Origin of the sequence: Sphingomonas cynarae, assembly GCF_039537815.1 — a bacterium.
Taxonomy (GTDB): domain Bacteria; phylum Pseudomonadota; class Alphaproteobacteria; order Sphingomonadales; family Sphingomonadaceae; genus Sphingomonas; species Sphingomonas cynarae.
The window spans coordinates 24,056-47,682 of the sequence record NZ_BAABBF010000003.1 but is presented as its reverse complement, the minus strand read 5'-3'; the positions used below and the strand labels follow the sequence as shown (position 1 = coordinate 47,682).

The window sequence follows — 23,627 nt, the reverse complement described above, 5'->3', positions numbered from 1 at the left end:
CGGGCGCGGTATGCCATGTCACGCCCGGCCTGCATGGCAACGGCGCGGCGCGATCCATGGGATCCGCGACGGTGGAGCGATATGCTTATAGCAGGACGACATTGGTCTGACCCAATCCGTCATGGCGTGTGCAGCAAAGCAATCCAGTGCCGGATCAGGACGCCCTGGATTGCTTCGCTGCGCTCGCCATGACAGACATCTGGTTCGACCGATGTCATCAGGCTTTGGAAAGGGGCAAACCGGCCGAAGCCGTCGCTGATACCGCTTGCGGCAGCATGGACATGCCGCCAGTCATAAGTCGGTAAATGGTCGGGAAGAGAGGATTCGAACCTCCGGCCCCTGCCTCCCGAAGACAGTGCTCTACCAGGCTGAGCTACTCCCCGACGGAGTACCGGGCGGGCGCCGTTTCGGGTGCCTGCCGGTGCTTGGAGGCGCGCCTATACCCAGCAGCCGGCAGGGGCGCAAGCGCCAATCAACATGATCGCTACATCGATCCGATCGCGTGCGTCAGCCAATAGACGGCCGCGCCGATCAGTCCGGCGGCGGGCAGCGTGACGAACCACGCGATGACGATGTTGGAGGCGACGTTCCACCGCACTGCCGACAGCCGCCGCGCCGCGCCGACGCCGACGATCGCGCCGGTGATGGTGTGGGTGGTCGAGATCGGAATGCCGCCGACATTGGCGATCGCCAGCGTGATCGCGCCGCCCGTCTCCGCGCAGAATCCCTGCGCCGGCGTCAGCCGGGTGATCTTCGAACCCATGGTGTGGACGATCCGCCAGCCGCCCGACATCGTGCCGAGCGCGATCGCGCCATAGCAGGACAGCACCACCCACAGCGGCACGTAGAAGGTGTCGCCCAGCTTTCCCTGACTGTAGAGCAGCACCGCGATGATCCCCATCGTCTTCTGCGCATCGTTGCCGCCATGCCCCAGGCTGTAGGCGGCGGCGGAGACGAGCTGGAGCTTGCGGTATCGCTGGTCGACGCCGATCGGGGTCAGTTTCAGGCTGGTCCAGGCGACCACCAGCACCAGTACCAGCGCCAGCGCCATGCCCACGGCGGGCGCCACGAAGATGCCCGCCACCGTCTTGGCGATGCCGCTCCACACGATACCGTCGAACCCCGCCTTAGCCAGGCCCGCGCCCAGCAATCCGCCGATCAGCGCATGGCTGGAGGACGAGGGGATACCCAGCACCCAGGTCAGCACGTTCCAGAACACGGCGCCGCAAAGCGCCCCCCAGATCACCGTCGCATCGATGACCATGGCATCGACGATACCCTTGCCCACCGTATTGGCGACATGCTCGCCGAATACGAACAGTGCGAGGAAATTGAACGACGCCGCCCATACCACCGCCCATTGCGGCTTCAGGACGCGCGTCGACACCACGGTAGCGATCGAGTTCGCGGCGTCGTGCATCCCGTTCAGGAAATCGAACAGCAGCGCGAAGGCGACCAGCGCCACCAGCAGGGTCATGGAAATCATGGTTCGCGCCCCCTCAGGCGTGGTCGATCACGAGACCCTGGATCTCGTTGGCGACATCCTCGAACCGGTCGACCACGCGTTCCAGATGGCTGTAGATCTCGCGCCCGACGATGAACTGCATCGGCTGATCCTGATGCTGCTGGAACAGCGCGCGCAGGCCGCCCTCGTGGATCGTATCCGCCTGTCCCTCGATCTGGATCATCCGCGCGGTCAGCTCGTTCAGCCGGTCGCCGTTGCGATTGACGGACCGGAGCAGCGGTATCGCCTCCGCGGTGATCCGCGCCGCCTCGACGATGATTCCCGCCATGTCGCGCATCGGTTGCTCGAAGCTGGTCACGCCGTAGAGCGTGATGGAACTGGCGGTCTGGTTCATCTGGTCGATCGCATCGTCCATCACCCCGATCAGCTCGATGATCGCGCTGCGGTCGAACGGCGTCACGAACACGCGGCGCACATCCTGCAACACGTCGCGGGTGATGTCGTCGGCCGCATGCTCGTGCGCGACGATCGCGGCGATCTGTGTCTCGATCCGGCCATCGCCGTGGAGCAGCCGCGCGAGCGCATCCGCCCCGGCGACCAGCGTCGCGGCATGCGCCTCGAACTGTTCGAAGAATCGCCCCTGTTTGGGCATCAGTGACTGGAACCAGCCAAGCATCGGAAAACGCCTCCTAATCCCGGTACGGATCGCCGGGAGCATTCGTTCAGCGAATGTCGATGGCGCAGGTGGCGGCCGAAAGCCAGCGATCAACGCCTGCAATTGCGGTTCGTCCACCGCAGCGGCGGCATCGATCAGCGCGAACCAGCGAGTATCGCGCTCGCTTTTCTCGGGCCAGTCGGCATCCTGCCCGACCATGGCGAGCGGATAGACGGTGACCGTCGCATCGACCGGCCCGCGCCGCCGCCGCTTGACGTAATCGAACGCACCGAGCGGCGTCGCGCAGGGGTAGCCGCGTATGCCCGCCTCCTCCCACGCCTCCTGTGCGGCGGCCATATGGGGGGCGAGTCCGCGGATCGGATGGCCCTTCGGCACGACCCAGCGACGGGTATCGCGCGAAGTGATCAGCATCACCTCTGCGGCGCCATCGGTCCTGATCCGATAGGGCAAGGCACCGACCTGATGCAGCATGGCGGGCAAGCTGCCCTACCAACCACCGACTTTCAATAACTTAACACAGGCATCGCGAACGCTCGTTTCGCACGGCAGCCATGCCGTAGCGGCAGGAACGGGTATATCCGCTCAGTCGCAGGCGCGGTGGAGGCGCTGGGCGATCCACGCGGAGACCAGACACATGCCCGCCACGAGCAGCAGCATGTTCTCCGGCGTCGCGCCCAGTGCGGTGATGCCCAGCACCGCGACCGAACCCAGCGTCATCGCGCCGGCGTTGACGACGTTGTTCGCCGCGACGGTGCGCGCGGTCTGGTCCCGTTCGACCGTCGTGGTCAGAAAAGCGTAGAGCGGCACCACGAACATCCCCCCCGTCACTGCGATCGCCAGCAGCGTGAGCAGGATCGGTACCGCGCCCGGCTGCGCCAGGAAGCCCGTCCAGCCATAGAGCTGCCCCGCTGCCGCCGGCGTCCAGTTCCGCGACAGGATCGAGAACAGGACGACGAACCCGCCCATCGCGATCACCGACATCGGCGAATAGCGCGCGGAGATATTGCCTTTCAGCATCGTGTTGATGATGACGGAACCGAGCGCGACGCCGACCGAGAACACCGCGATCGCGGCGCTGGCGACCTGTTCGTCGGCGGTCAGCACGTTCTTCACCAGCGGCGGAAACACGATGATGAGGACGGAAGCGATCGTCCAGAAGAAGCTGATGGCGCAGATCGCGAGGAACAGCCGGGGAATATGCAGCGTCGCCGCGATCAGCCGCCACGATGCGGTGAAGGGGTTGTAGTTCAGGTGCAGCAGCGGCCCCTCACGCGGGGCGGGGGGCACCTGCCGGCCCGCGAACAACCCGATCACCGCGAAGCCGATCACCGCACCGATCGTCCACCCCACGGGCAGGCGGACGAGGAAGCCGGCGGTGACGGTACCCAGCAGGATGGCCAGATACGTCCCCGCCTCGACCAGCCCGGTGCCGCCCAGCACGTCGCACGGGCGCAGGTGTTGCGGCAGGATCGCGTATTTGATCGGTCCGAAAAAGGTGGAATGGATTCCGAGCAGCAGCACCGCGCCCAGCATCAGGGCCAGCCCGGCGGTGACGTGGCCCAGCTTCGCGGCGATCAGCCCGGCCGATCCGATCGCCATGATCCCGATCTCCGCGGTCTTCACCAGCCGGATGATGCGCGCCTTGTCGTGACTGTCGGCCAGTTGCCCGGCCAGCGCCGACAGCAGGAAAAAGGGGAGGATGCCGAGTCCCGTCGCCAGTGCGTTGAAGTTCGCTTCCTGCCCGGCATCGTTGAACACGGTATAGGTCGCGAACAGGACCATCGACGTCTTGAAGAGATTGTCGTTGAAGGCACCGAGGAACTGCGTCGTGAACAGGGGCAGGAAGCGACGTTGCTTCAGTAGCCCGAGCGCATTTATCATAACAACGGGCGGCCTCGGTGGTGGCGAACAGGCGGGGGGTCTAGCCCAGACCGGCCGATGAAGCCAATCTTCTTAATAGCGGTTCCCGCCGGCGATTTGGCACGGTAGGAGGTAAACGCATGCTGACGCTGCCCAATCTCCTGACCCTGTCGCGCATCGTCGCGGTGCCGCTGCTGGTGGGCCTGTTGTGGTGGCCGCAATGGGCGGCGGGCTATGCGATCGCGTTCGCGCTGTATTGCCTGATGGGCATCACCGATTATTTCGACGGCTATCTGGCGCGATCGAATGGCGCGGTATCGCGATTGGGCGTGTTCCTCGATCCGATCGCGGACAAGATCATGGTGGCCGCGGTCATCCTGATGCTGGTCGGCACGCGCGACATCGCCGGGCTGCACCTGATCGCGGCGCTGGTGATCCTGCTGCGCGAGATCGCGGTGTCGGGCCTGCGTGAATTCCTCGCGCCGCTGCACGTGTCGATGCCGGTGTCGAAGCTGGCGAAATGGAAGACCACGCTGCAACTCGTCTCGCTGGGTGGATTGATCCTGGCACCCGCGATCCCCTCGGTCGCGTGGATCGGACCGGTGTCACTGGCGGCCTTGTGGGGCGCAGCGGTGCTGACCGCGATCACCGGCTGGGATTATCTCCGCGTCGGCCTGAGGCACATGGACTGACCGCGATGGCGATACGGATGCTCTATTTCGCATGGGTGCGCGAGCGGGTCGGGACGGGGGAGGAACTGGTCGATCCGCCTGCCGACGTCACCACCGTCGCGGCGCTGGTCGACTGGCTGGCGATGCGCAGCGCCGGCCATGCCGATGCGCTGGCCGAGCGGGGGCGGCTGCGTGCCGCGGTGGATCAGGCGTTCGTAACGCCCGATGCCTCGATCACCGGCGCGCGCGAGGTGGCGATCTTTCCGCCGGTGACGGGCGGATGATCCGTATCGTCGTGGCGTCCACGCCGATTGACCTGACGGCGGAGATGACGCTGGTCGAACAGGCGTCGGGTGCCGGGGCGGTGGCGACCTTCACCGGACTGGTCCGGGCGGATGCCGGGGCGGCGGGCGATGTCGACGTACTGGAACTGGAACATTATCCCGGCGCGACCGAAGCGGCGCTGACGGTGCTGGCGCAGGAGGCGACCACGCGCTGGTCGCTGGGCGCGGTGACGATCGTCCACCGCGTCGGCCCGATGCGGCCGGGCGAACGGATCGTATTCGTCGCGGCGGCCGCCCCGCATCGCGGTGCCGCGCTGGATTCCTGTGCCTATCTGATCGACCGGTTGAAGACCGATGCGCCGTTCTGGAAGCGTGAAATACGGGGCGAATCGGCCGCCTGGGTCGAGGCGCGCGACACCGATACCGCTGCCGCCAACCGCTGGCGATGATTTGATCCGGTAATGTTGCCGTAATCAGCGACTTCCCCCATGCTGCCGTCGCTGCACGGCAACATAGGGGGATGGCGATGCGCGGGACGATCTGGGCCAAGGCCATCGGGGCGATATTGCTGACGGGGTATTCGCTGCCCGTCGTGGCGCAGCAGACGGTGCTGTTGCCGGTGAAGACGCTGCCGACCGAGGGCCGTATCCTCATCACGCTGCCCGCGCCCGATGGTGACGGCGTGTCCGGCCGCTTCCTTTACGCCACGTCGCTGCGCACCGGGCTGGGATCGGCCAATTTGCGGCTCGATCGCGGGATGCTGGGGCCGGAGCAGATCGTCGCCTTCCGCCGCGTCGGCCGAAAACTGGCGGTGACGTTCGAGAACCACCAGTTCCGCGCCACCGGCGATGCCGGCGTCGCGGCTGGGGGGCGAACCAGTTTCCCGACCACGATCGTCGCGATGCTCGATATCGTGTCGACCGATCCGGGTGGCGCGCTGACGGTCGATCTCGCACCGTTCCTGACCCGCGACACGATGGGAATCGCCGACGCGCTGAATACCGGGCCGGCGGCGGGCAAGGGATTTCGGCTGGTCGACTCGCTCAGTGCCGCCGACCCGGCCTCGGTGAAGGTATTCCCTGACAATATCGAGATCGACGCGCTTCAGACCTATCAGTCGGATATGCCGGGGCGTGAGGTGGGGAGGATCGCCCCCGATCCGCGCCAGCTTGGCTTCACCGTCCATCACAGCTTCGTTCGCCTGCCGGCACCGGGGTTCGTGCCGCGCCGGTTCGATATCCGGTCGGGGGCGGGGGGCAATCAATATTACGACTATGGTACCCCGCTGGGGCAGGACGTGGTGCAGCAGTTCGCCAACCGGTTCCGGCTGGAAAAGGTCGATCCCGCCGCCGCGCGGTCGCGGGTGAAGAAGCCGATCGTCTTCTATATCGATCGCGCCGCCCCCGAACCGATCCGTACCGCGCTGAAGGAAGGCGTGAATTACTGGGCGGCGGCGTTCGACAAGGCGGGGCTGGTCGATGCGTTCCGCGCGGAAATCCTGCCCGAGGGGGCCGATCCGCTCGACGTGCGCTACAACATGGTCAACTGGTCGAACCGGCTGACGCGCGGCTGGTCGTACGGCGGCGGCATCGCCGACCCCCGCACCGGCGAGATCGTGAAGGGCAATGTCGTGATCGGCGCGCTGCGCGTGCGGCAGGACATGGCGATCTTCGAAGGGCTGGTCGGCGCCGGCGAAAGCAACAGCGGCAGCGCCAGCGATCCGGTTCGCGTCTCGCTCGACCGTATCCGGCAGCTCGGCGCGCATGAGGTCGGCCATGCGATCGGCTTCATGCACAATTTCGCCGGCAGCACGCAGAACCGCTCCACGGTGATGGATTATCCGGGGCCGCGTATCAAACTGACCGATGGCCGGATCGACCTGTCCGACGCCTATGCGCCCGGCGGGGGTGCGTGGGACGATTTCACCGTCGACTGGCTCTACGCCGATCCCGCACCGGGGCGTGACCCCGATGCGGCGGCAGCCACCAAGGCACTGGCAATCCAGGCGAAGGGCGTGCGCTTCATCACCGATATCGACGGGCGCGCGTCGGACGCCCCCAGTCCATGGGGCAGCATGTGGGACGATGGCCCCGATCCGGTCGCCTCGCTCAACCATATGCTGACCGTACGGCGGCTGGCGATCGGCCGGTTCGGCCCGCGCGTGCTGCGGCCGGGGGAGGCGCTGTCCGATCTGCGGCGCAAGTTCGTGCCGGTGTGGCTGCTCCATCGCTACGATGTCGATGCGGTCGGCAAGCTCGTGGGCGGGATCGATTATGCCTATGCGGTGGCGGGCGACAATCACCCGGCGCCCATCCCCGTGCCCGCCGCCGCGCAGAATGCGGCGATCGACGCGTTGCTGGCAACGCTGTCGACGGAAGCGCTGACGGTGCCGGCGGCGCTGGTGATGCCCCTGTCGTCACCGATGAACGGGCGCAGCGACGTGCAATTCGATCAGGAAGTGTTCCGCAACGCGGGGGCCGCCGCCTTCGACCCGCTGGTGGCGGCCGATGTCGCCGCGCAGATCACGCTCGATTCGTTGCTGGCCCCTGCGCGGCTGGCGCGGCTGTACGAACAGCATCGCCGCGATCCCGGCCTGCCGGGGGTGGAAACGCTGCTCGACCGGCTGGCCGCCGCTACGATCGGTTCGCGGCGTGACGCGGTGGGCCGGCGCATCGCCTATCGCACCCTGTTGTCGATGGCCGATGCGGTGCAGGACGAGACGATCTCGCCCGATGTCGCCGCATTGCTGGGCGACCGGTTGCGCACGATCGGTGCGACGCTTGGCAAGGGCGGCACGGGTGAGGACGGAGCATGGAGCCGCCACGTTGCCGGACTGCTCGCGGATGACGACCGGCTGACGCGAGAGCTGGCCAAGCGGCAGAAGGTCCCTGCCATCCCCCCGGGGATGCCAATCGGTGGCGACAGCGGCTGGTTTGGCGACTGAGCCGGGGGTGTGACACTTTTGCCGGCCTGTGAGGGGGCGGGCCCCTGGCACCCGCAGCGACGGCGGGCGTGTTCGCCGGACTCACTCACCGCCCGCGGTGGGACACGGGCCGGCGGCGGCGCTCGATTTGTCACCGACCACCGGTTCCCCCCGCAAGCAATGATGCGATGCGGCATTGCCAACCCGATATATGGCGGCGAAAAGACATCATGAGCGACCTATTTTCGAATAACCCGCCCCGCGTGCGCAACATCAGCGAACTGGCGCGCATCGCCGGCGTTTCTGCCGGCACCGTGTCGCGGGCGCTGGCGGGCAAGTCGATCGTCAACACGGAAACCCGCGAGCGGATTCAGGCGCTCGCGGCGCAGCACGGCTTCCGCCCCAACCAGATGGCGCGCCGGCTGCGGACGCAGCGGACCAATGTGATCGGCGTGGTCATTCCGCTGGGGCATGAGCGGCGGCAGCATCTGTCCGACCCCTTTTTCATGACGATCCTCGCGCATCTCGCCGATGCGGTGACGGAAAGCGGGTATGATCTGATGCTGTCACGCATCATCCCCGATGCCGAGGACTGGCTGGAACGGATCGTCGAATCGGGGCTGCTCGACGGCGTGCTGCTGATCGGCCAGTCCGACCAGTTCGAGGTGATCGAGCGGGTCGCGCGCCATTACCGGCCCATGGTGGCATGGGGCAGCCACCTGCCCGGTCAGCTCCATTGCGCCGTGGGGGTGGACAACCGGCTGGGCGGGCGGCTGGCCGGAGAGCGGCTGATCGCACGGGGTTGCCGGCGGATCGCTTTCCTGGGCGAGGTCCGGTCGATCGAGTTGCAGCAGCGCTATCTGGGCTTGCAGGATGCGGCGGCAGCGGCCGGTATCGAACCGCCCGTCCAGCTCGATACGCATCTGGCTTCCGATATCATGGCGGCCGAGATCGCCGCCCATCTCGACCGGGCGATCGGCGATATCGACGGCATTGCCGCCGCGTCGGACGGGATCGCGATCCGCGCGGTCCGCGCGCTGGTCGATCGTGGCGTCCGGGTGCCCGAGGCCATGGCGATCACGGGGTTCGACGATCTGCCGCTCGCCGAACAGACCGTCCCGCGGCTGACGACGGTGCGGCAGGACCTGGTGGTCGGCGCGCAGGCGATGGTCGATGCGCTGTTCCGGCGGATGGCGGGGGAGGACGCCCCCTCGGTGGAGATGACGCCGACCCTGATCGAGCGCGATACCGCCTGATCGCAGGCGGGTGTTCAGGTGGCGATCGTCACCCGGTCGCCCTCGAACGCCAGCCGGAACCATGGTGCCGCGGTGCCGCCGAACCGGGCACGGCGCCCGGCGGGGTCCGCCGGCAGGCCCGCACCGTCCAGCCCCCAATAATCGACGAAGCTGATGACCTCGCCCTCGCCGGTCACCCACCAGCAATAGGCCTGATACGGCTCGGCCGGCGGGTTGCCCGCGACCAGCCCGGTACCGTTGATCGGCCGCCATGGCCCCGTCATGTTCTCCGCGACCATGCCGTACAGCCCGGTCGGCGCACCAATACCCCCGGCAAAGCGGCGCGCCTGGGTCGACCAGAACAGATAATAATGGCCGTCCCGCATCACGATATGCGGCCGTTCCAGTTCATTGTTCACGCCCAGCGCGTCGACCATGGGCGGACGCAGCGTCCAGTCATCGCCATCCCGCCGCGCCGCGCCGATGACGCCGTTCGGCCATGTATCGGTCCAGCCCGCATTGCCGACGAACAGCAGATATTCGCTGCCATCGGCGGGATCGCGGAAATAGCCGGGATCGCGAAAGCCCTTGATGCCATGGGCCGGTGCCTCGACCTCCGCCGCCACCGCATACCCGTGGCCGTCGGCCGCAACCGACTCGACCGGGGTCGTCCAGCCTTCCAGGATGGGCTTGCCGTCCGTCACCGCGAAACGTGCCCGCGTCTCGAACAGCCGCTGTTCGAAACTGGGCGGCCCATCCAGGCGACCAGCCGCGGTGAAGTACATCGTCAGCGTGACGCCGTCGTCCTCCAGCACCGCCGAGCCCGACCATTCGCGGCTGCCAGGCGTGAAGCCCGGGGCGAACACCCAGCCATGATCGCGCCAGCCGTCCGCGCCGTGGCTGGTCAGCCGCATCCGGGCACGGTCGTGGCGCGCCTCCGGATCGTCGAGCTGCGGGGTGGCGAGGAAGAACCACCAGCTGCGCCCGCCCACGATCACGGTCGATCCATCGGTGCGGGCGATCTGCCACATGTCCCACAGGTCGTGGCCCGGTACGATCGGGCGGATATCGGCGGCGCCGATCACCGGCAGCGCGGCTGCAGATTGATTGCTGGCGGCGCGCGCGGCGTCGGGGGACCAATGGGCGGCGCTCGTCACCATATCGTTCGGGCCGGATGCCATCGTCGTCAATTTCCCGTCATCATATTGGTCGGTGTCATGCTCATTCCGCCACCGCACCGACGGGCAGGCCCTGCGTATTGCGTTCCCGCACCGACCACACCGCCGCGGCGGCGCAGAACATCAACAGGCCGCACAGCGTCAGCACATGGCGCGGATCGCTGTTCATCAGCGGCGCGTAGTAAAAGGGCAGGGTGGCCGCGAGCAGCAGCATCGGGATGACGATCATCATGTTGAAGATGCCCATGTACACGCCGGTCCGCTCCGCCGGGATCGAACCGGCGAGGATGACGTAGGGGTTGCCCATGATGCTCGCCCAGCCCAGCCCGACTCCGATCGCGGGCAGGAACAACATCCATTTCTCGGTGATGTGCGGCAGCCACAGCATCCCCGCGCCGGCGATGACCAGACACACGGCATGCAGGCTGGCCGCCCCGATCCGCCGTGCCAGCGGCACCATCGCGAAGGCCGCGACGAACGCGACGCCGTTGTAGAAGGCCGCCATCTCGCCATTGGTCAGCACGGCGGAATGGAAGCCCGACGAGGTCGGCACATCGGTGCCATAGACCGAGCGGCCGATGGCATAGATCACATAGGCCCAGTAGGCGGCCATCGCATACCATTGGAACAGGCTCATCAGCGCCAGCTTGCGCATCGCGATCGGCATGTCGCGGATCGCGCCGCCGATCTCCCGTAACGTCGCGCCGAACCCGGTGGGCTGGGCGGCGATATGCGCGCGCTGCTCCGGTGTCAGCGGCAGTTCCGGGACCCGCCAGATCGACCACAGGATCGTCGTCAGGCTCAGGAACGCCCCGACCATGAACGCGATGCGCGCCGTATAGGGGATGTTGTGCGCGTCGACCCAGTCCTGATCCATGCCCCACCACACCAGCAACGATGGCGTGAGAAAGGCGAGCATCTGGGCCAGCCCGGTAAAGGCCGATTGCGTCAGGAAGCCGATCTGGTGCTGGCTCTCGTCCAGCCGGTCGGAGACATAGGCGCGGTATGGCTCCATCGTGATGTTGTTGCCGCCGTCAAGGATCCACAGCATCGATACCGCCATCAGCAGCGACGAACTGAGCGGCATGAAGAACAGCCCGATCGCGCACAGCATCGCGCCGAAGATGAAATAGGGTGTCCGCCGTCCCCAGCGCGAATCGGTCCGGTCGCTCAGGGCACCGATCAGCGGCTGCACGAGCAACCCGGTGATCGGCCCCGCCAGCTGCAACACCGGCAGCGCCGCCTCGGACGCGCCGAGATAGCTGTAGATCGGCGTCATGTTGCCCTGTTGCAGGCCGAAACTGAACTGGAGGCCGAGGAAGCCGAGGTTCATCTCAAGGATGCGGACCAGCGACAGCCTTGGCTTAACCCCCGTCGTCGTCATCGCCCGATCCCCTCACATTATGCTTTGTCGCAGTTATCCATCGTTTTTTCCGGCATTGCAACAATCGATTGCAATGCCGGAGGCAACTATATCCGGCGCATGGATGGCTGTCTCGAACGTCATGTCGGCGGGCAACAGCGCCGCCCGGCCATCGTCAAACGGCTGGACGTGCCCGAAGGCATCGGAAAAGGAAGATGTCGCTTTGCGATGATCCGGCAGGCACGGCTCGTGCCGGTGCGTTGCGGAAAGGCTGGCAGGGGAGCTCGGACTCGAACCGAGGGCCTTCGGTTTTGGAGACCGACGCTCTAACCAACTGAGCTACACCCCTGTGCGGATCGCGCCATTACCGGCATCCGCGCGGTTCGGCAAGCGCCGATGTGGCGGGGCCGTCATCAACGCGCCGCGACGGTTGACCGTGTGGGCATGGGGGCGTATAGCCGCGATGCTCATCGGGGTCAGTCTCCGGTGGTGCTTGAACATTGCTGGAATGGAATGGGGCCTCGGGTGGCGCGATAGCGTCGCTGGCAGGCTCTTTTTGTATTCTACGGCGTGATGGCTCCAGCAAAGTAACCATCTGAAAGGTGAAGGCTTCAATGCCCACGATCAACCAGCTGGTCCGCAAGGGCCGCGATCCGCAGAAGGCCAAGTCGAAGGTCCCTGCGATGGAAGCGAATCCGCAGAAGCGCGGCGTCTGCACCCGCGTCTACACGACGACCCCGAAGAAGCCGAACTCGGCACTGCGCAAGGTGGCAAAGGTTCGCCTGACCAACCAGCGCGAAGTCATCAGCTACATCCCGGGTGAAGGCCACAACCTGCAGGAGCACTCGGTGGTCCTGATCCGTGGCGGTCGTGTCCGCGATCTTCCCGGCGTCCGCTACCACGTCCTGCGCGGCGTGCTCGATACGCAGGGTGTGAAGGACCGCAAGCAGTCCCGTTCCAAGTACGGCGCCAAGCGTCCGAAGTAAGCCGACGAACGCGTTTCGTCACAATGGCTGAAGTTTAGAAGGAATTTGAAATGGCACGTCGTCGTCGCCCCGAAAAGCGTATCATCCTGCCCGACCCGAAGTACGGTGATGAGGTTCTGTCGAAGTTCATGAATTCGGTCATGATGGACGGCAAGAAGGCCGTGGCCGAACTGATCGTCTACGGTGCCATGGAAACCGTCGAGCAGCGCGCCAAGCGCGAGCCGATCGGCGTGTTCCATGATGCGCTGAACAACATCAAGCCGGGCATCGAGGTGCGTTCGCGCCGCGTCGGCGGTGCGACCTACCAGGTCCCCGTCGAGGTCCGCCCGGAGCGGGCGCAGGCGCTGGCGATCCGCTGGCTCATCACCGCCGCGCGCAACCGCAGCGAGAACACGATGGCCGCCCGTCTGTCCGGCGAGCTGCTCGACGCCTCGAACAACCGCGGCAACGCGGTGAAGAAGCGCGAAGATACGCACCGGATGGCCGAGGCGAACCGCGCCTTCTCGCACTACCGCTGGTAAGGCCGCGCTGACAGGGTTGGAAGCAGCCCCGTTCTGGACTATATCGTGGGGAGCCGGTCATGTGCCTGGCTCCCCACATCGCTAAGGAAGCACCGACCATGGCCCGCAGCCATCCGCTCGACCGTTACCGCAACATCGGCATCATGGCCCACATCGACGCCGGCAAGACGACGACGACCGAGCGTATCCTTTACTATACCGGCAAGTCCTACAAGATCGGCGAAGTGCACGAAGGCACCGCGACGATGGACTGGATGGAGCAGGAGCAGGAGCGCGGGATCACGATCACGTCGGCTGCTACCACCTGCAAGTGGCGCGCCGAAGAGGGCAAGGGCGAAGAGCACCTCATCAACATCATCGATACCCCCGGCCACGTCGACTTCACGATCGAAGTCGAGCGTTCGCTGCGCGTGCTCGACGGTGCGGTCGCGTGCTTCGACGGCGTCGCCGGCGTGGAGCCACAGTCCGAGACGGTGTGGCGTCAGGCCGACAAATACGGCGTGCCGCGCATGTGCTTCGTCAACAAGCTGGATCGCACCGGCGCCGACTTCTACTTCTGCGTCAATTCGATCATCGAGCGTCTGGGCGCCCGTCCGGCCGTCCTGTACCTGCCGATCGGCATGGAAGGCGGCTTCAAGGGTCTGGTCGATCTGGTCGAGAACCGCGCGATCATCTGGCTCGAAGAGTCGTTGGGCGCGAAGTTCGAATATCAGGACATCCCCGCCGACATGGCCGAGAAGGCCGCGAAGTATCGCAGCGACCTGATCGAGATGGCCGTCGAGCAGGACGACGACCTGATGGAAGCCTATCTCGATGGCAACGAGCCCAGCGTCGCCGACCTGAAGAAGCTCATCCGCAAGGGTACGCTCAGCATGGCGTTCGTGCCGGTGGTCTGCGGTTCGGCGTTCAAGAACAAGGGCGTGCAGCCCCTGCTTGATGCCGTGGTCGACTATCTGCCCAGCCCGCTCGACGTGCCCGCGATCCAGGGTCTGAAGCTCGACGGCGTGACGCCGGACGAACGTCCCTCCTCGGACGACGTGCCGTTCTCGGCGCTGGCCTTCAAGATCATGAACGATCCGTTCGTCGGCACCCTGACGTTCGCGCGCATTTATTCGGGCAAGCTCGAAGCCGCGTCGCAGGTAACCAACTCGGTGAAGGACAAGAAGGAAAAGGTCGGTCGCATGCTGCTGATGCATGCGAACAGCCGTGAGGACATCCAGGAAGCGTTCGCGGGCGACATCGTCGCGCTGGCGGGCCTTAAGGATACCACCACGGGTGACACCCTGTGCGCGCAGAACGCACCGATAATCCTGGAGCGCATGGAGTTCCCGGAGCCGGTGATCGAGCTGTCGGTGGAGCCGAAGACCAAGGCCGACCAGGAGAAGATGGGCGTCGCGCTCAATCGTCTCGCGCGCGAGGATCCGTCGTTCCGCGTGTCGTCGGACCCCGAATCGGGTCAGACCATCATCAAGGGCATGGGCGAGCTTCACCTCGAAATCCTGGTCGACCGCATGAAGCGGGAATTCAAGGTCGAGGCGAACGTCGGTGCGCCGCAGGTGGCCTATCGCGAATATCTGAAGAAGCCGGTCGACATCGACTACACGCACAAGAAGCAGTCGGGTGGCACCGGCCAGTTCGGCCGCGTGAAGGTGAAGCTGACGCCGGGCGAGCGCGGGTCGGGAATCATCTTCAAGGACGAGATCAAGGGCGGCAACATTCCGAAGGAATATCTGCCCGCGATCGAGAAGGGCTTCCGCGAAACTGCTGCGAGCGGTTCGCTGGTCGGCTTCCCGATCATCGATTTCGAGATCGTGGTGTATGACGGCGCGTATCACGACGTCGACTCGTCGGCGCTGGCGTTCGAAATCTGTGCCCGTGGTGCGATGCGTGAAGCGGCACAGAAGTCGGGCATTACGTTGCTCGAGCCGGTCATGAAGGTTGAGGTTGTTACCCCGGAGGATTATCTGGGTGACGTGATCGGCGACATGAACAGCCGTCGTGGCCAGATCCAGGGTACCGACAGCCGCGGCAACGCGCAGACGGTCGAAGCGATGGTGCCGCTGGCCAATATGTTCGGCTATGTGAATTCGCTGCGTTCGTTCACGCAGGGCCGGGCTCAGTACTCGATGCAGTTCTCGCATTACGACGAGGTTCCCACGAACGTCGCCGACGAAGTGAAGGCGAAGCTGGCCTAAGCGCTGGCGTAACCGACGATCAACCGTTATGGGGCCGCGTTCGCGTGGCCCCGGCGGCACCGAATTCGAATCAGAAGGTAGGAAAATGGCAAAGGCAAAATTCGAGCGGAACAAGCCGCACCTCAACATCGGCACCATCGGCCACGTCGACCACGGCAAGACCTCGCTCACGGCCGCCATCACCAAGGTGCTGGCCGAGACGACCGGCGGTACCGCCGTCGATTTCGCCAACATCGACAAGGCACCCGAAGAGCGTGAGCGCGGCATCACGATCTCGACCGCGCACGTCGAGTACGAGACGACGAACCGCCACTACGCCCACGTCGATTGCCCGGGCCACGCCGATTATGTGAAGAACATGATCACCGGCGCGGCGCAGATGGACGGCGCGATCCTGGTCGTGTCCGCCACCGACGGCCCGATGCCGCAGACCCGCGAGCACATCCTGCTCGCCCGTCAGGTCGGCGTGCCGGCGATGGTTGTGTTCATGAACAAGGTCGATCTGGTCGACGACGAGGAAATCCTCGAGCTGGTCGAGCTGGAAATCCGCGAGCTGCTCAGCTCGTATGAGTTCCCGGGCGATGATATCCCCATCATCAAGGGTTCGGCGACCTGCGCGCTGTCGGGTTCGAACGACAAGTTCGGCAAGGATGCCGTCATCGAATTGATGGCCGCTGTCGACGATTACATCCCGCAGCCCGAGCGTCCGCTCGACAAGCCGTTCATGATGCCGATCGAGGACGTGTTCTCGATCTCGGGTCGTGGCACGGTCGTCACCGGCCGCGTCGAGACCGGCATCGTCAAGGTCGGCGAGGAAGTCGAGATCGTCGGCATTCACCCGACCGTCCGCAAGACCACAGTCACCGGCGTCGAAATGTTCCGCAAGCTGCTCGACCAGGGCCAGGCCGGCGACAACGTCGGTGCGCTGATCCGCGGCGTCGCCCGTGACGAGGTCGAGCGTGGCCAGGTGCTCTGCAAGCCGGGTTCGATCAAGCCGCACACCGACTTCGCGTCGGAAGTGTACGTGCTGTCGAAGGACGAGGGTGGCCGTCACACGCCGTTCTTCGCCAACTACCGTCCGCAGTTCTACTTCCGCACCACGGACGTGACCGGCACCGTCGAACTGCCTGAGGGCACCGAGATGGTCATGCCCGGCGATAACGTCGCGCTCGGCATCAAGCTGATCGCACCGATCGCCATGGACGTCGGCCAGCGCTTCACCATCCGCGAGGGTGGCCGGACGGTCGGCGCAGGGGTTGTCAGCGGCATCACCAAGTAATATAGGCGCAAGCCTTGGAAGGGGCGGCTCCGGGAAACCGGGGTCGCCCTTTTGCTTTTAATAGAGGCGTGACGGTTTCTCCGCTGCCTTTCGACATTCGATTTTAAACCAGCAAGAGGCGGCCCTTCGGTCGTCGTTTCCGACGTTCGGGAATGATGGCCTTGCGAGTCGCCCCGCTCTTTCGCATCGGTAGGGATCATGGACAGCAACATCCGCATTCGTCTGAAGGCGTTCGACCATCGCGTGCTCGATCAGGCGACCGGCGACATCGCCGACACTGCACGCCGTACCGGCGCGCTCATCCGCGGTCCGATTCCGCTGCCGACGCGCATCGAAAAGTTCACGGTCAACCGTGGCCCGCACGTCGACAAGAAGTCGCGCGAGCAGTTCGAGGTCCGTACCTACAAGCGGATGCTCGATATCGTGCAGCCGACCCCGCAGACCGTCGACGCGCTGATGAAGCTCGACCTCGCCGCTGGCGTTGACGTCGAGATCAAGTTGGCGTAAGCGCCGCTCCACCGCAGTCGACCTTGGTCCTGCGGTGCTATGGCAATTGAGATACCGCCGGTGGCTTCGGCCGCCGGGACAGCGTCTCCCGTCACGTTCTTCGCTTCATCGCAAGGACGACCAGCCCGGGACGGGGGCACGCTTCGCATTTCTGGGCTGACGGATATCAACGGGGCATCTGCCTGGCTGATATCCCCCACGCACATTCGGAATGGTCCGGATGTGCCTCTGCGAGGAGTGTGGATCATGCGTACCGGCGTGATCGCGAAGAAACTGGGGATGACCCGCCTGTTCCAGGATGACGGTCGGCACGTGCCGGTCACCGTTCTCCAGCTGGACGGCCTGCAGGTCGTTTCCCGTCGCGAGACTGATACCGACGGCTATACCGCCGTCCAGCTTGGCGCAGGCGTCGCCAAGGCCAAGAACGTGGCGAAGCCGCAGCGTGGCCATTTCGGCAAGGCCGAAGTCGAGCCTAAGGCGTTCGTCGCCGAATTCCGCGTCACCGAGGACAACCTCCTCGACGTTGGCGCCGAACTGTCGGCCGACCATTTCGTCGCGGGCCAGTATGTCGATATCCAGGGTCGTACCCAAGGTAAGGGCTTTGCCGGCGCCATGAAGCGCTGGAACTTCGGCGGTCTGCGCGCGACGCACGGCGTGTCGGTGTCGCACCGTTCGCACGGCTCGACCGGTCAGCGTCAGGATCCGGGCAAGGTCTTCAAGAACAAGAAGATGGCCGGCCATATGGGCGACCGCAACCGTACGCAGCAGAACCTGGAAATCGTCTCCACCGACGCCGAGCGTGGCCTGATCTTCGTGAAGGGCTCCGTGCCCGGCTCGAAGGGTGGCTGGCTGCTCGTCAAGGACGCGGTCAAGGTTTCGCGCCATGCCGACGCCCCGATGCCCGCCGGGCTGAAGGTCGCCAATTCGAACACTGCTGACGCCGCACCCGCGCCGGAAGCTACCACCGGCCAGGAGGGCTAAGAAGTGAAGGTCACCGTCAAGTCCTTCGCCGGTACCGACGCGCAGGACATCGAGCTCAACGACGAGGTCTTCGGCCTCGATCCGCGCGCCGACATCCTGCACCGCGTCGTCACCTGGCAGTTGGAAAAGCGCCGCGAAACTGCGCGCGGCACCCGCGAGCGTGCCGACGTCGCCCGCACCGGCAAGAAGTTCGGTCGTCAGAAGGGTGGCGGCACCGCCCGTCACGGCGATCGTCGCGCCCCCGTCTTCATCGGCGGCGGCAAGGCGCACGGCGCCCGCGTCCGTGATTTCAATCCGGGTCTCAACAAGAAGATCCGCGCATTGGGCCTGAAGATGGCGCTGTCGAGCCATGCCAAGGCAGGGTCGCTGGTCGTCATGGACAGCCTGACCGTCGAGGGCGGCAAGACCAAGACGCTGAAGGGCGATCTGGCCAAGCTGGGCTTCGGCAAGCGTGCGCTGGTGATCGACGGCGATATCGTCGAGAACAGCTTCGCGCTGGCCGCGGGCAACCTGCACGAGGTCGACGTCATGCCGGCCGTGGGTGCCAACGTCTATGACATCATCAAGGCCGACACGCTGGTGCTGACCCGCGCTGCGGTCGAAAAGCTGGAGGCGCGCTTCAATGGCTAAGCCGCAGAAGGTTGTCGACAACCGTCATTACGACGTGATCGTCGCGCCGCACATCACCGAGAAGGCGACGCTGCTCTCCGAGCACAACGCCGTCGTGTTCAAGGTCGCGGGCGACGCGACCAAACCGCAGATCAAGGCCGCCGTCGAAGCACTCTTCGACGTGAAGGTCCTGGGCGTGAACACGATCGTCCAGAAGGGCAAGACCAAGAAGTGGAAGGGTGCGCCCTACCAGCGGTCGGACATGAAGAAGGCGATCGTCACGCTCGCCGACGGTCAGTCGATCGACGTGACGACGGGGATCTGAGACCATGGCGCTCAAGCAATATAACCCGACGACGCCCGCGCAGCGCGGCCTCGTCCTGGTTGACAAGTCGCAGCTCTGGAAGGGCAAGCCGGTCAAGGCGCTCACCGAGGGCAAGTCCAAGACCGGTGGCCGCAACAACAAGGGCCATGTGACCAGCCGCGGCATCGCGGGCGGTCACAAGCAGAAGTACCGCTTCATCGACTTCAAGCGTCGCAAGTGGGACTCCGAGGGCACCGTCGAGCGGCTGGAATATGATCCCAACCGCACGGCGTTCATCGCGCTGGTGTCCTATGCGGACGGCGAGCAGAACTACATCATCGCGCCGCAGCGTCTTGCGGTCGGTGACAAGGTGCTCGCGGCCAAGAAGACCGACGTGAAGCCGGGCAACGCCATGGAATTGGGTCAGGTACCGGTCGGCACCATCGTCCACAATGTGGAGATGAAGCCGATGAAGGGTGGCCAGATCGCCCGTTCGGCCGGCACCTATGTGCAGGTTGTGGGTCGTGACCGCGGCATGGTGATCGTTCGTCTCAACTCGGGCGAGCAGCGCTACATCCATGGCGAGTGCATGGCGACGGTCGGTGCGGTGTCGAACCCGGACAACCAGAACCAGAACCTCGGCAAGGCCGGGCGTTCGCGCTGGATGGGCAAGCGTCCGCTGACCCGCGGCGTCGCCAAGAACCCGGTCGACCATCCGCACGGCGGTGGTGAAGGCCGGACCTCGGGCGGCCGTCATCCGGTCACGCCGTGGGGCAAGCCGACGAAGGGTGCGCGCACCCGTCATAACAAGTCGACCGACAAGATGATCATCCGGTCGCGTCATTCGACGAAGAGGAAGGGCTAACACATGGCTCGTTCAGTCTGGAAAGGCCCGTTCGTCGAACTGAGCCTTCTCAAGAAGGCCGAAACCGCGCAGGACTCCGGTGGCCGCGCTCCGATCAAGACCTGGTCGCGTCGCTCCACCATCCTGCCGTCGTTCGTAGGACTCACGTTTAACGTGTACAATGGCCGCAAGTTCGTTCCCGTCACGGTGAACGAGGATATGGTCGGCATGAAGCTGGGTGAATTCGCGCCGACGCGCTATTTCCCCGGCCACGCCGCTGACAAGAAGGGCAAGCGCTGATGTCCAAGCAAGCAGCTCCCCGTCGGGTTGGCGACAAGGAAGCACTGTCGGTCGGTACGCAGATTCGCGGCTCGGCCCAGAAGCTTAACCTCGTTGCCGGCCTTATCCGCGGCAAGAAGGCATCGGATGCGCTGAACATCCTCGCCTTCTCGACCAAGGGCATGGCGATCGACGCACGCAAGGTGCTGGCCTCGGCCATCGCCAATGCCGAAAACAACCATAACCTCGATGTCGACGCGCTCGTCGTCGCCGAGGCGTCGGTCGGCAAGTCGATCACGATGAAGCGTTTCGCGACCCGCGGTCGCGGCAAGTCGACGCGCATCCTGAAGCCGTTCAGCCGTCTGCGCATCGTGGTGCGCGAGCAGGAAGAAGCATAATGGGTCACAAGAGCAACCCGATCGGTATGCGGCTGCAGATCAACCGCACCTGGGACAGCCGCTGGTTCGCCGAAGGCGCCGACTATGGTCGGCTGCTGCTGGAGGATCTGAAAATCCGCCGCTTCATCATGAAGACGCTGCCGCAGGCCGCGATCTCCAAGGTGGTGATCGAGCGTCCGGCCAAGCTGGCCCGCATCTCGATCTTCGCGGCCCGTCCCGGTGTCATCATCGGCAAGAAGGGTGGCGACATCGAGAAGCTGCGCAAGACGATCGGGGCGATGACCTCGTCCGACGTCTCGCTCAACATCGTCGAGATCCGCAAGCCCGAAGTCGATGCGCGTCTGGTCGCGCAGGGCATCGCCGACCAGTTGGAGCGCCGTATCGCGTTCCGCCGCGCGATGAAGCGTGCGGTGCAGTCCGCGATGCGTCTGGGTGCCGACGGCATCAAGGTGTATTGCGGTGGCCGTCTCGGCGGGGCGGAAATCGCCCGGTCCGAGAGCTATCGTGAGGGCCGGGTGCCGCTGCATACGCTGCGCGCCAACATCGATTATGCGGAAGCCACGGCGCACACCTCCTACGGTGTTTGCGGCGTCAAGGTCTGGGTCTTCAAGGGCGAGATTCTCGGCCATGACCCGATGGCGACCGATCGGCTGATGATGGAGGCCCAGACCTCCGGCGTGCGCCCTGCGCGCGACGATCGCCGCTAAGGGGCAGGAACAGACATGCTGCAACCGAAAAAGACAAAGTTCCGCAAGGCGTTCAAGGGAAAGATTTCCGGTGACGCCAAGAGCGGTTTCTCGCTCAACTTCGGGTCCTACGGCCTGAAGGCGATGGAGCCGGAGCGGATCACCGCGCGCCAGATCGAGGCGGCCCGCCGCGCGATCACGCGTCACATCAAGCGTCAGGGGCGTTTGTGGATCCGTATCTTCCCGGACGTCCCCGTCTCGGGCAAGCCTGCCGAAGTCCGCATGGGCTCGGGTAAGGGTTCGCCGGAGTTCTGGGCGGCACGCGTGAAGCCGGGCCGGATTCTGTTCGAGCTCGACGGCGTCGAGGGCAAGATCGCCGCTGAGGCGTTCGAGCGGGCGGCGATGAAGCTGCCGATCAAGGTAAAGGTTGTCGCCCGCCTCGGCGACACCTCGCATCTCGGAGGCGAGTAATGGCCAAGACCGATTTCAACGGCCAGAGCGACGACCAGCTGTCCGAACAGCTCGGCCAGCTCAAGCGCGAGCAGTTCAATCTCCGCTTCCAGGCGGCGACGAACCAGCTGGAAAAGCCGAGCCGCGTCCGCGAGGTCCGTCGCGACATCGCACGCATCAAGACCATGCAGGCACAGCGGTCCGCCGCCGTGCCGGCCAAGTAAGGAAACGAGCACATGCCAAAGCGCGTGCTGACCGGCTTGATCGTGTCCGACAAGGGCAACAAGACCGTGGTGGTGAACGTGGAGCGCAAGGTTAAGCACCCGCTCTACGGCAAGATCATCCGCCGTTCGAAGAAGTATCATGCCCATGACGAGGGCAACGAGTACAAGGCCGGCGAGACCGTTCGCATCGAGGAGGTCGCCCCGATCTCCAAGCTGAAGACGTGGAAGGTTCTCGATCGCGTCAACACGCACGCGACGCCCGACCGGGTCGACGTCGACGCGTAAGCCGGAGGGCGGGGCCCTTGCGCCCCGCCACCGGAGCGGTTAAGGGGCCGCTCCCCCTGGTGCCGGACTTCATCGGAAGTTCGCGCCGGGGGTCGTTATTTTTGAGGCGGGGCTGGGTCGGAATCCACCCCATAGCGAGAAGGAATATGGATCTATGATCCAGATGCAATCCAATCTCGACGTCGCTGACAACAGCGGCGCGAAGCGGGTGCAGTGCATCAAGGTGCTGGGTGGCTCGAAGCGTCGCACGGCTACCGTGGGCGACGTCATCGTCGTCAGCATCAAGGAAGCAGCACCCCGTGGCAAGGTGAAGAAGGGTGACGTGCATCGCGCCGTCATCGTCCGCACCGCCAAGGACATCCATCGTGCCGATGGCTCGACCATCCGCTTCGATGGCAATGCCGCCGTCCTGGTCAACAAGAACGAGGAGCCGATCGGCACCCGTATCTTCGGTCCGGTCGTGCGCGAGCTGCGTGGCAAGAAGCACATGAAGATCATTTCGCTTGCGCCGGAGGTGCTGTAATGGCCGCCGCGAAGATCAAGAAGGGTGACCAGGTCGTCGTCCTGTCCGGCAAGGACAAGGGCAAGACGGGCACCGTGACCCAGTCGATGCCGAAGGATGGCAAGGTGATCGTGGGCGGCGTGAACGTCGCGACCCGTCATCGCAAGCCGACCCAGGCGAACCCGCAGGGCGGTCTCGAGAAGATCGAGGCGCCGCTGCACGTCAGCAAGGTTGCGCACGTGACCGCCGACGGCAAGCCGACGCGCGTTCGTTTCGAGACGCAGGACGGCAAGAAGGTCCGCGTCGCGGTCAAGACCGGGGAGAAGATCGATGGCTGATGCCTACAAGCCCCGGATGAAGGGCATTTACGAGGAAACCATCGTCAAGGCGATGGTCGAGAAGTTCGGCTACAAGAACGTCCTCGAAATTCCGCGTCTCGACAAGATCGTCCTGAACATGGGCGTTGGCGAGGCGACGCAGGACAAGAAGCGCGTCGAGCAGGCCGCGTCCGAAATGGAGCTGATCGCGGGCCAGAAGCCCGTCATCACCAAGGCGAAGAAGTCGATCGCGCAGTTCAAGCTGCGTGAGGGCATGCCGATCGGCGTGAAGGTCACCCTTCGCCGTGAGCGCATGTACGAGTTCCTCGATCGCTTCATCACGATCGCCTTGCCGCGCGTCCGCGATTTTCGCGGGCTGAACGCCAAGAGCTTCGATGGGCGCGGCAACTATGCTTGCGGCATCAAGGAACAGATCATCTTCCCCGAGATCAACTATGACCGCATCGACAAGGTGCGTGGCATGGATGTGATCGTCACCACCACGGCGAAGACGGACGACGAGGCGCGCGAGTTGCTCCGTCTGTTCGGGTTCCCGTTCCCGATCGAGGAAGCCGCCGAAGAGAAGAAGGCGGCCTGACATCTAC

At 65.0% G+C, this 23,627-nt stretch carries 28 protein-coding genes and 2 tRNA genes; 23 read left to right on the top strand and 7 right to left on the bottom strand.

From position 1 onward, the window contains the following. Window positions 1-306: 306 nt before the first annotated feature. From ABD719_RS06895 to ABD719_RS06880, 4 genes are all read right to left on the bottom strand, one after another. Window positions 307-383: transfer RNA gene (locus ABD719_RS06895), tRNA-Pro, on the bottom strand. A 101-nt stretch (window positions 384-484) separates the two neighbouring features. After that, window positions 485-1,486 carry an inorganic phosphate transporter gene (locus tag ABD719_RS06890; protein ID WP_344692631.1) on the bottom strand — a complete coding sequence of 334 codons (1,002 nt, stop codon included), beginning with the start codon at window positions 1,484-1,486 and terminating at the stop codon, window positions 485-487. 13 nt (window positions 1,487-1,499) lie between these two features. Continuing rightward, a complete protein-coding gene (locus ABD719_RS06885) occupies window positions 1,500-2,609 on the bottom strand; it encodes a DUF47 family protein (protein ID WP_344693069.1) in 1,110 nt (369 codons plus the stop codon). Between the two features lie 114 nt (window positions 2,610-2,723). Next, complete coding sequence (locus ABD719_RS06880) at window positions 2,724-4,022, bottom strand: MFS transporter (protein WP_344692630.1); 1,299 nt, start codon at window positions 4,020-4,022, stop codon at window positions 2,724-2,726. Between the two features lie 119 nt (window positions 4,023-4,141). Here ABD719_RS06880 and pgsA point away from each other — a divergent pair, with 119 nt between their 5' ends. The 5 genes from pgsA (at window position 4,142) to ABD719_RS06855 (ending at window position 9,135) form a co-directional block, all read left to right on the top strand. Continuing rightward, entirely contained in the window at window positions 4,142-4,693 is a 552-nt protein-coding gene (gene pgsA, locus ABD719_RS06875; RefSeq protein WP_344692629.1) for a CDP-diacylglycerol--glycerol-3-phosphate 3-phosphatidyltransferase, read from the top strand. Window positions 4,694-4,698: 5 nt separating this feature from the next. Beyond that, complete coding sequence (gene moaD / locus ABD719_RS06870) at window positions 4,699-4,956, top strand: molybdopterin converting factor subunit 1 (RefSeq protein WP_344692628.1); 258 nt, start codon at window positions 4,699-4,701, stop codon at window positions 4,954-4,956. Continuing rightward, window positions 4,953-5,405 carry a molybdenum cofactor biosynthesis protein MoaE gene (locus ABD719_RS06865; RefSeq protein ID WP_344692627.1) on the top strand — a complete coding sequence of 151 codons (453 nt, stop codon included), beginning with the start codon at window positions 4,953-4,955 and terminating at the stop codon, window positions 5,403-5,405. Before moaD ends, ABD719_RS06865 begins: the two co-directional genes overlap by 4 nt. A gap of 77 nt (window positions 5,406-5,482) precedes the next feature. Further along, window positions 5,483-7,900, top strand: coding sequence for a zinc-dependent metalloprotease (locus ABD719_RS06860; RefSeq protein WP_344692626.1), 2,418 nt, complete (start codon window positions 5,483-5,485; stop codon window positions 7,898-7,900). A 209-nt stretch (window positions 7,901-8,109) separates the two neighbouring features. Next, a complete protein-coding gene (locus ABD719_RS06855) occupies window positions 8,110-9,135 on the top strand; it encodes a LacI family DNA-binding transcriptional regulator (RefSeq protein WP_344692625.1) in 1,026 nt (341 codons plus the stop codon). Between the two features lie 14 nt (window positions 9,136-9,149). Here ABD719_RS06855 and ABD719_RS06850 read toward each other — a convergent pair whose 3' ends face one another. The 3 genes from ABD719_RS06850 to ABD719_RS06840 all read right to left on the bottom strand — a co-directional run bounded on the left by ABD719_RS06850 (window position 9,150) and on the right by ABD719_RS06840 (window position 12,004). After that, window positions 9,150-10,295 carry a glycoside hydrolase family 68 protein gene (locus ABD719_RS06850; RefSeq protein ID WP_344692624.1) on the bottom strand — a complete coding sequence of 382 codons (1,146 nt, stop codon included), beginning with the start codon at window positions 10,293-10,295 and terminating at the stop codon, window positions 9,150-9,152. A gap of 40 nt (window positions 10,296-10,335) precedes the next feature. Further along, entirely contained in the window at window positions 10,336-11,676 is a 1,341-nt protein-coding gene (locus ABD719_RS06845; protein WP_344692623.1) for an MFS transporter, read from the bottom strand. 251 nt (window positions 11,677-11,927) lie between these two features. After that, window positions 11,928-12,004: transfer RNA gene (locus ABD719_RS06840), tRNA-Trp, on the bottom strand. 265 nt (window positions 12,005-12,269) lie between these two features. Between ABD719_RS06840 and rpsL the strand changes: the two genes are divergently transcribed. From rpsL to rplE, 18 genes are all read left to right on the top strand, one after another. Next, window positions 12,270-12,641, top strand: coding sequence for a 30S ribosomal protein S12 (gene rpsL, locus ABD719_RS06835; protein ID WP_069206815.1), 372 nt, complete (start codon window positions 12,270-12,272; stop codon window positions 12,639-12,641). A gap of 50 nt (window positions 12,642-12,691) precedes the next feature. Continuing rightward, window positions 12,692-13,162, top strand: a complete 471-nt coding sequence (gene rpsG, locus ABD719_RS06830; RefSeq protein ID WP_192123705.1) for a 30S ribosomal protein S7 — start codon at window positions 12,692-12,694, stop codon at window positions 13,160-13,162. Window positions 13,163-13,260: 98 nt separating this feature from the next. Continuing rightward, window positions 13,261-15,357, top strand: a complete 2,097-nt coding sequence (fusA, locus tag ABD719_RS06825) for an elongation factor G (RefSeq protein ID WP_192123703.1) — start codon at window positions 13,261-13,263, stop codon at window positions 15,355-15,357. Window positions 15,358-15,442: 85 nt separating this feature from the next. Further along, window positions 15,443-16,636 carry an elongation factor Tu gene (gene tuf / locus ABD719_RS06820; protein ID WP_192124284.1) on the top strand — a complete coding sequence of 398 codons (1,194 nt, stop codon included), beginning with the start codon at window positions 15,443-15,445 and terminating at the stop codon, window positions 16,634-16,636. 198 nt (window positions 16,637-16,834) lie between these two features. Continuing rightward, on the top strand, window positions 16,835-17,143 hold the full coding sequence (gene rpsJ / locus ABD719_RS06815; RefSeq protein WP_066776796.1) for a 30S ribosomal protein S10: 309 nt from the start codon (window positions 16,835-16,837) through the stop codon (window positions 17,141-17,143). Window positions 17,144-17,389: 246 nt separating this feature from the next. Continuing rightward, window positions 17,390-18,124 carry a 50S ribosomal protein L3 gene (rplC, locus tag ABD719_RS06810; RefSeq protein ID WP_344692622.1) on the top strand — a complete coding sequence of 245 codons (735 nt, stop codon included), beginning with the start codon at window positions 17,390-17,392 and terminating at the stop codon, window positions 18,122-18,124. Between the two features lie 3 nt (window positions 18,125-18,127). After that, window positions 18,128-18,754, top strand: coding sequence for a 50S ribosomal protein L4 (rplD, locus tag ABD719_RS06805; protein ID WP_344692621.1), 627 nt, complete (start codon window positions 18,128-18,130; stop codon window positions 18,752-18,754). Further along, entirely contained in the window at window positions 18,747-19,058 is a 312-nt protein-coding gene (locus ABD719_RS06800) for a 50S ribosomal protein L23 (protein ID WP_192123697.1), read from the top strand. Before rplD ends, ABD719_RS06800 begins: the two co-directional genes overlap by 8 nt. Window positions 19,059-19,062: 4 nt before the next feature. Then, window positions 19,063-19,902 (top strand): 50S ribosomal protein L2, encoded by an 840-nt coding sequence (gene rplB, locus ABD719_RS06795; RefSeq protein WP_056530742.1) that lies wholly within the window; start codon window positions 19,063-19,065, stop codon window positions 19,900-19,902. 3 nt (window positions 19,903-19,905) lie between these two features. Continuing rightward, entirely contained in the window at window positions 19,906-20,181 is a 276-nt protein-coding gene (rpsS, locus tag ABD719_RS06790) for a 30S ribosomal protein S19 (RefSeq protein ID WP_192123695.1), read from the top strand. Then, entirely contained in the window at window positions 20,181-20,558 is a 378-nt protein-coding gene (gene rplV / locus ABD719_RS06785; RefSeq protein ID WP_192123693.1) for a 50S ribosomal protein L22, read from the top strand. Before rpsS ends, rplV begins: the two co-directional genes overlap by 1 nt. Then, window positions 20,558-21,265, top strand: a complete 708-nt coding sequence (gene rpsC / locus ABD719_RS06780; protein ID WP_192123685.1) for a 30S ribosomal protein S3 — start codon at window positions 20,558-20,560, stop codon at window positions 21,263-21,265. The genes rplV and rpsC overlap by 1 nt, the downstream gene beginning before the upstream one ends. A gap of 15 nt (window positions 21,266-21,280) precedes the next feature. After that, window positions 21,281-21,715 carry a 50S ribosomal protein L16 gene (gene rplP, locus ABD719_RS06775; protein ID WP_192123683.1) on the top strand — a complete coding sequence of 145 codons (435 nt, stop codon included), beginning with the start codon at window positions 21,281-21,283 and terminating at the stop codon, window positions 21,713-21,715. After that, entirely contained in the window at window positions 21,715-21,918 is a 204-nt protein-coding gene (rpmC, locus tag ABD719_RS06770) for a 50S ribosomal protein L29 (RefSeq protein ID WP_192123681.1), read from the top strand. Before rplP ends, rpmC begins: the two co-directional genes overlap by 1 nt. A gap of 12 nt (window positions 21,919-21,930) precedes the next feature. Further along, a complete protein-coding gene (gene rpsQ, locus ABD719_RS06765; RefSeq protein WP_344692620.1) occupies window positions 21,931-22,203 on the top strand; it encodes a 30S ribosomal protein S17 in 273 nt (90 codons plus the stop codon). Between the two features lie 154 nt (window positions 22,204-22,357). Beyond that, window positions 22,358-22,726, top strand: a complete 369-nt coding sequence (gene rplN / locus ABD719_RS06760) for a 50S ribosomal protein L14 (RefSeq protein ID WP_192123677.1) — start codon at window positions 22,358-22,360, stop codon at window positions 22,724-22,726. Continuing rightward, complete coding sequence (gene rplX, locus ABD719_RS06755) at window positions 22,726-23,043, top strand: 50S ribosomal protein L24 (protein ID WP_192123675.1); 318 nt, start codon at window positions 22,726-22,728, stop codon at window positions 23,041-23,043. The genes rplN and rplX overlap by 1 nt, the downstream gene beginning before the upstream one ends. Continuing rightward, on the top strand, window positions 23,036-23,620 hold the full coding sequence (rplE, locus tag ABD719_RS06750; protein ID WP_344692619.1) for a 50S ribosomal protein L5: 585 nt from the start codon (window positions 23,036-23,038) through the stop codon (window positions 23,618-23,620). The genes rplX and rplE overlap by 8 nt, the downstream gene beginning before the upstream one ends. The last annotated feature ends 7 nt before the right edge of the window (window positions 23,621-23,627 follow it).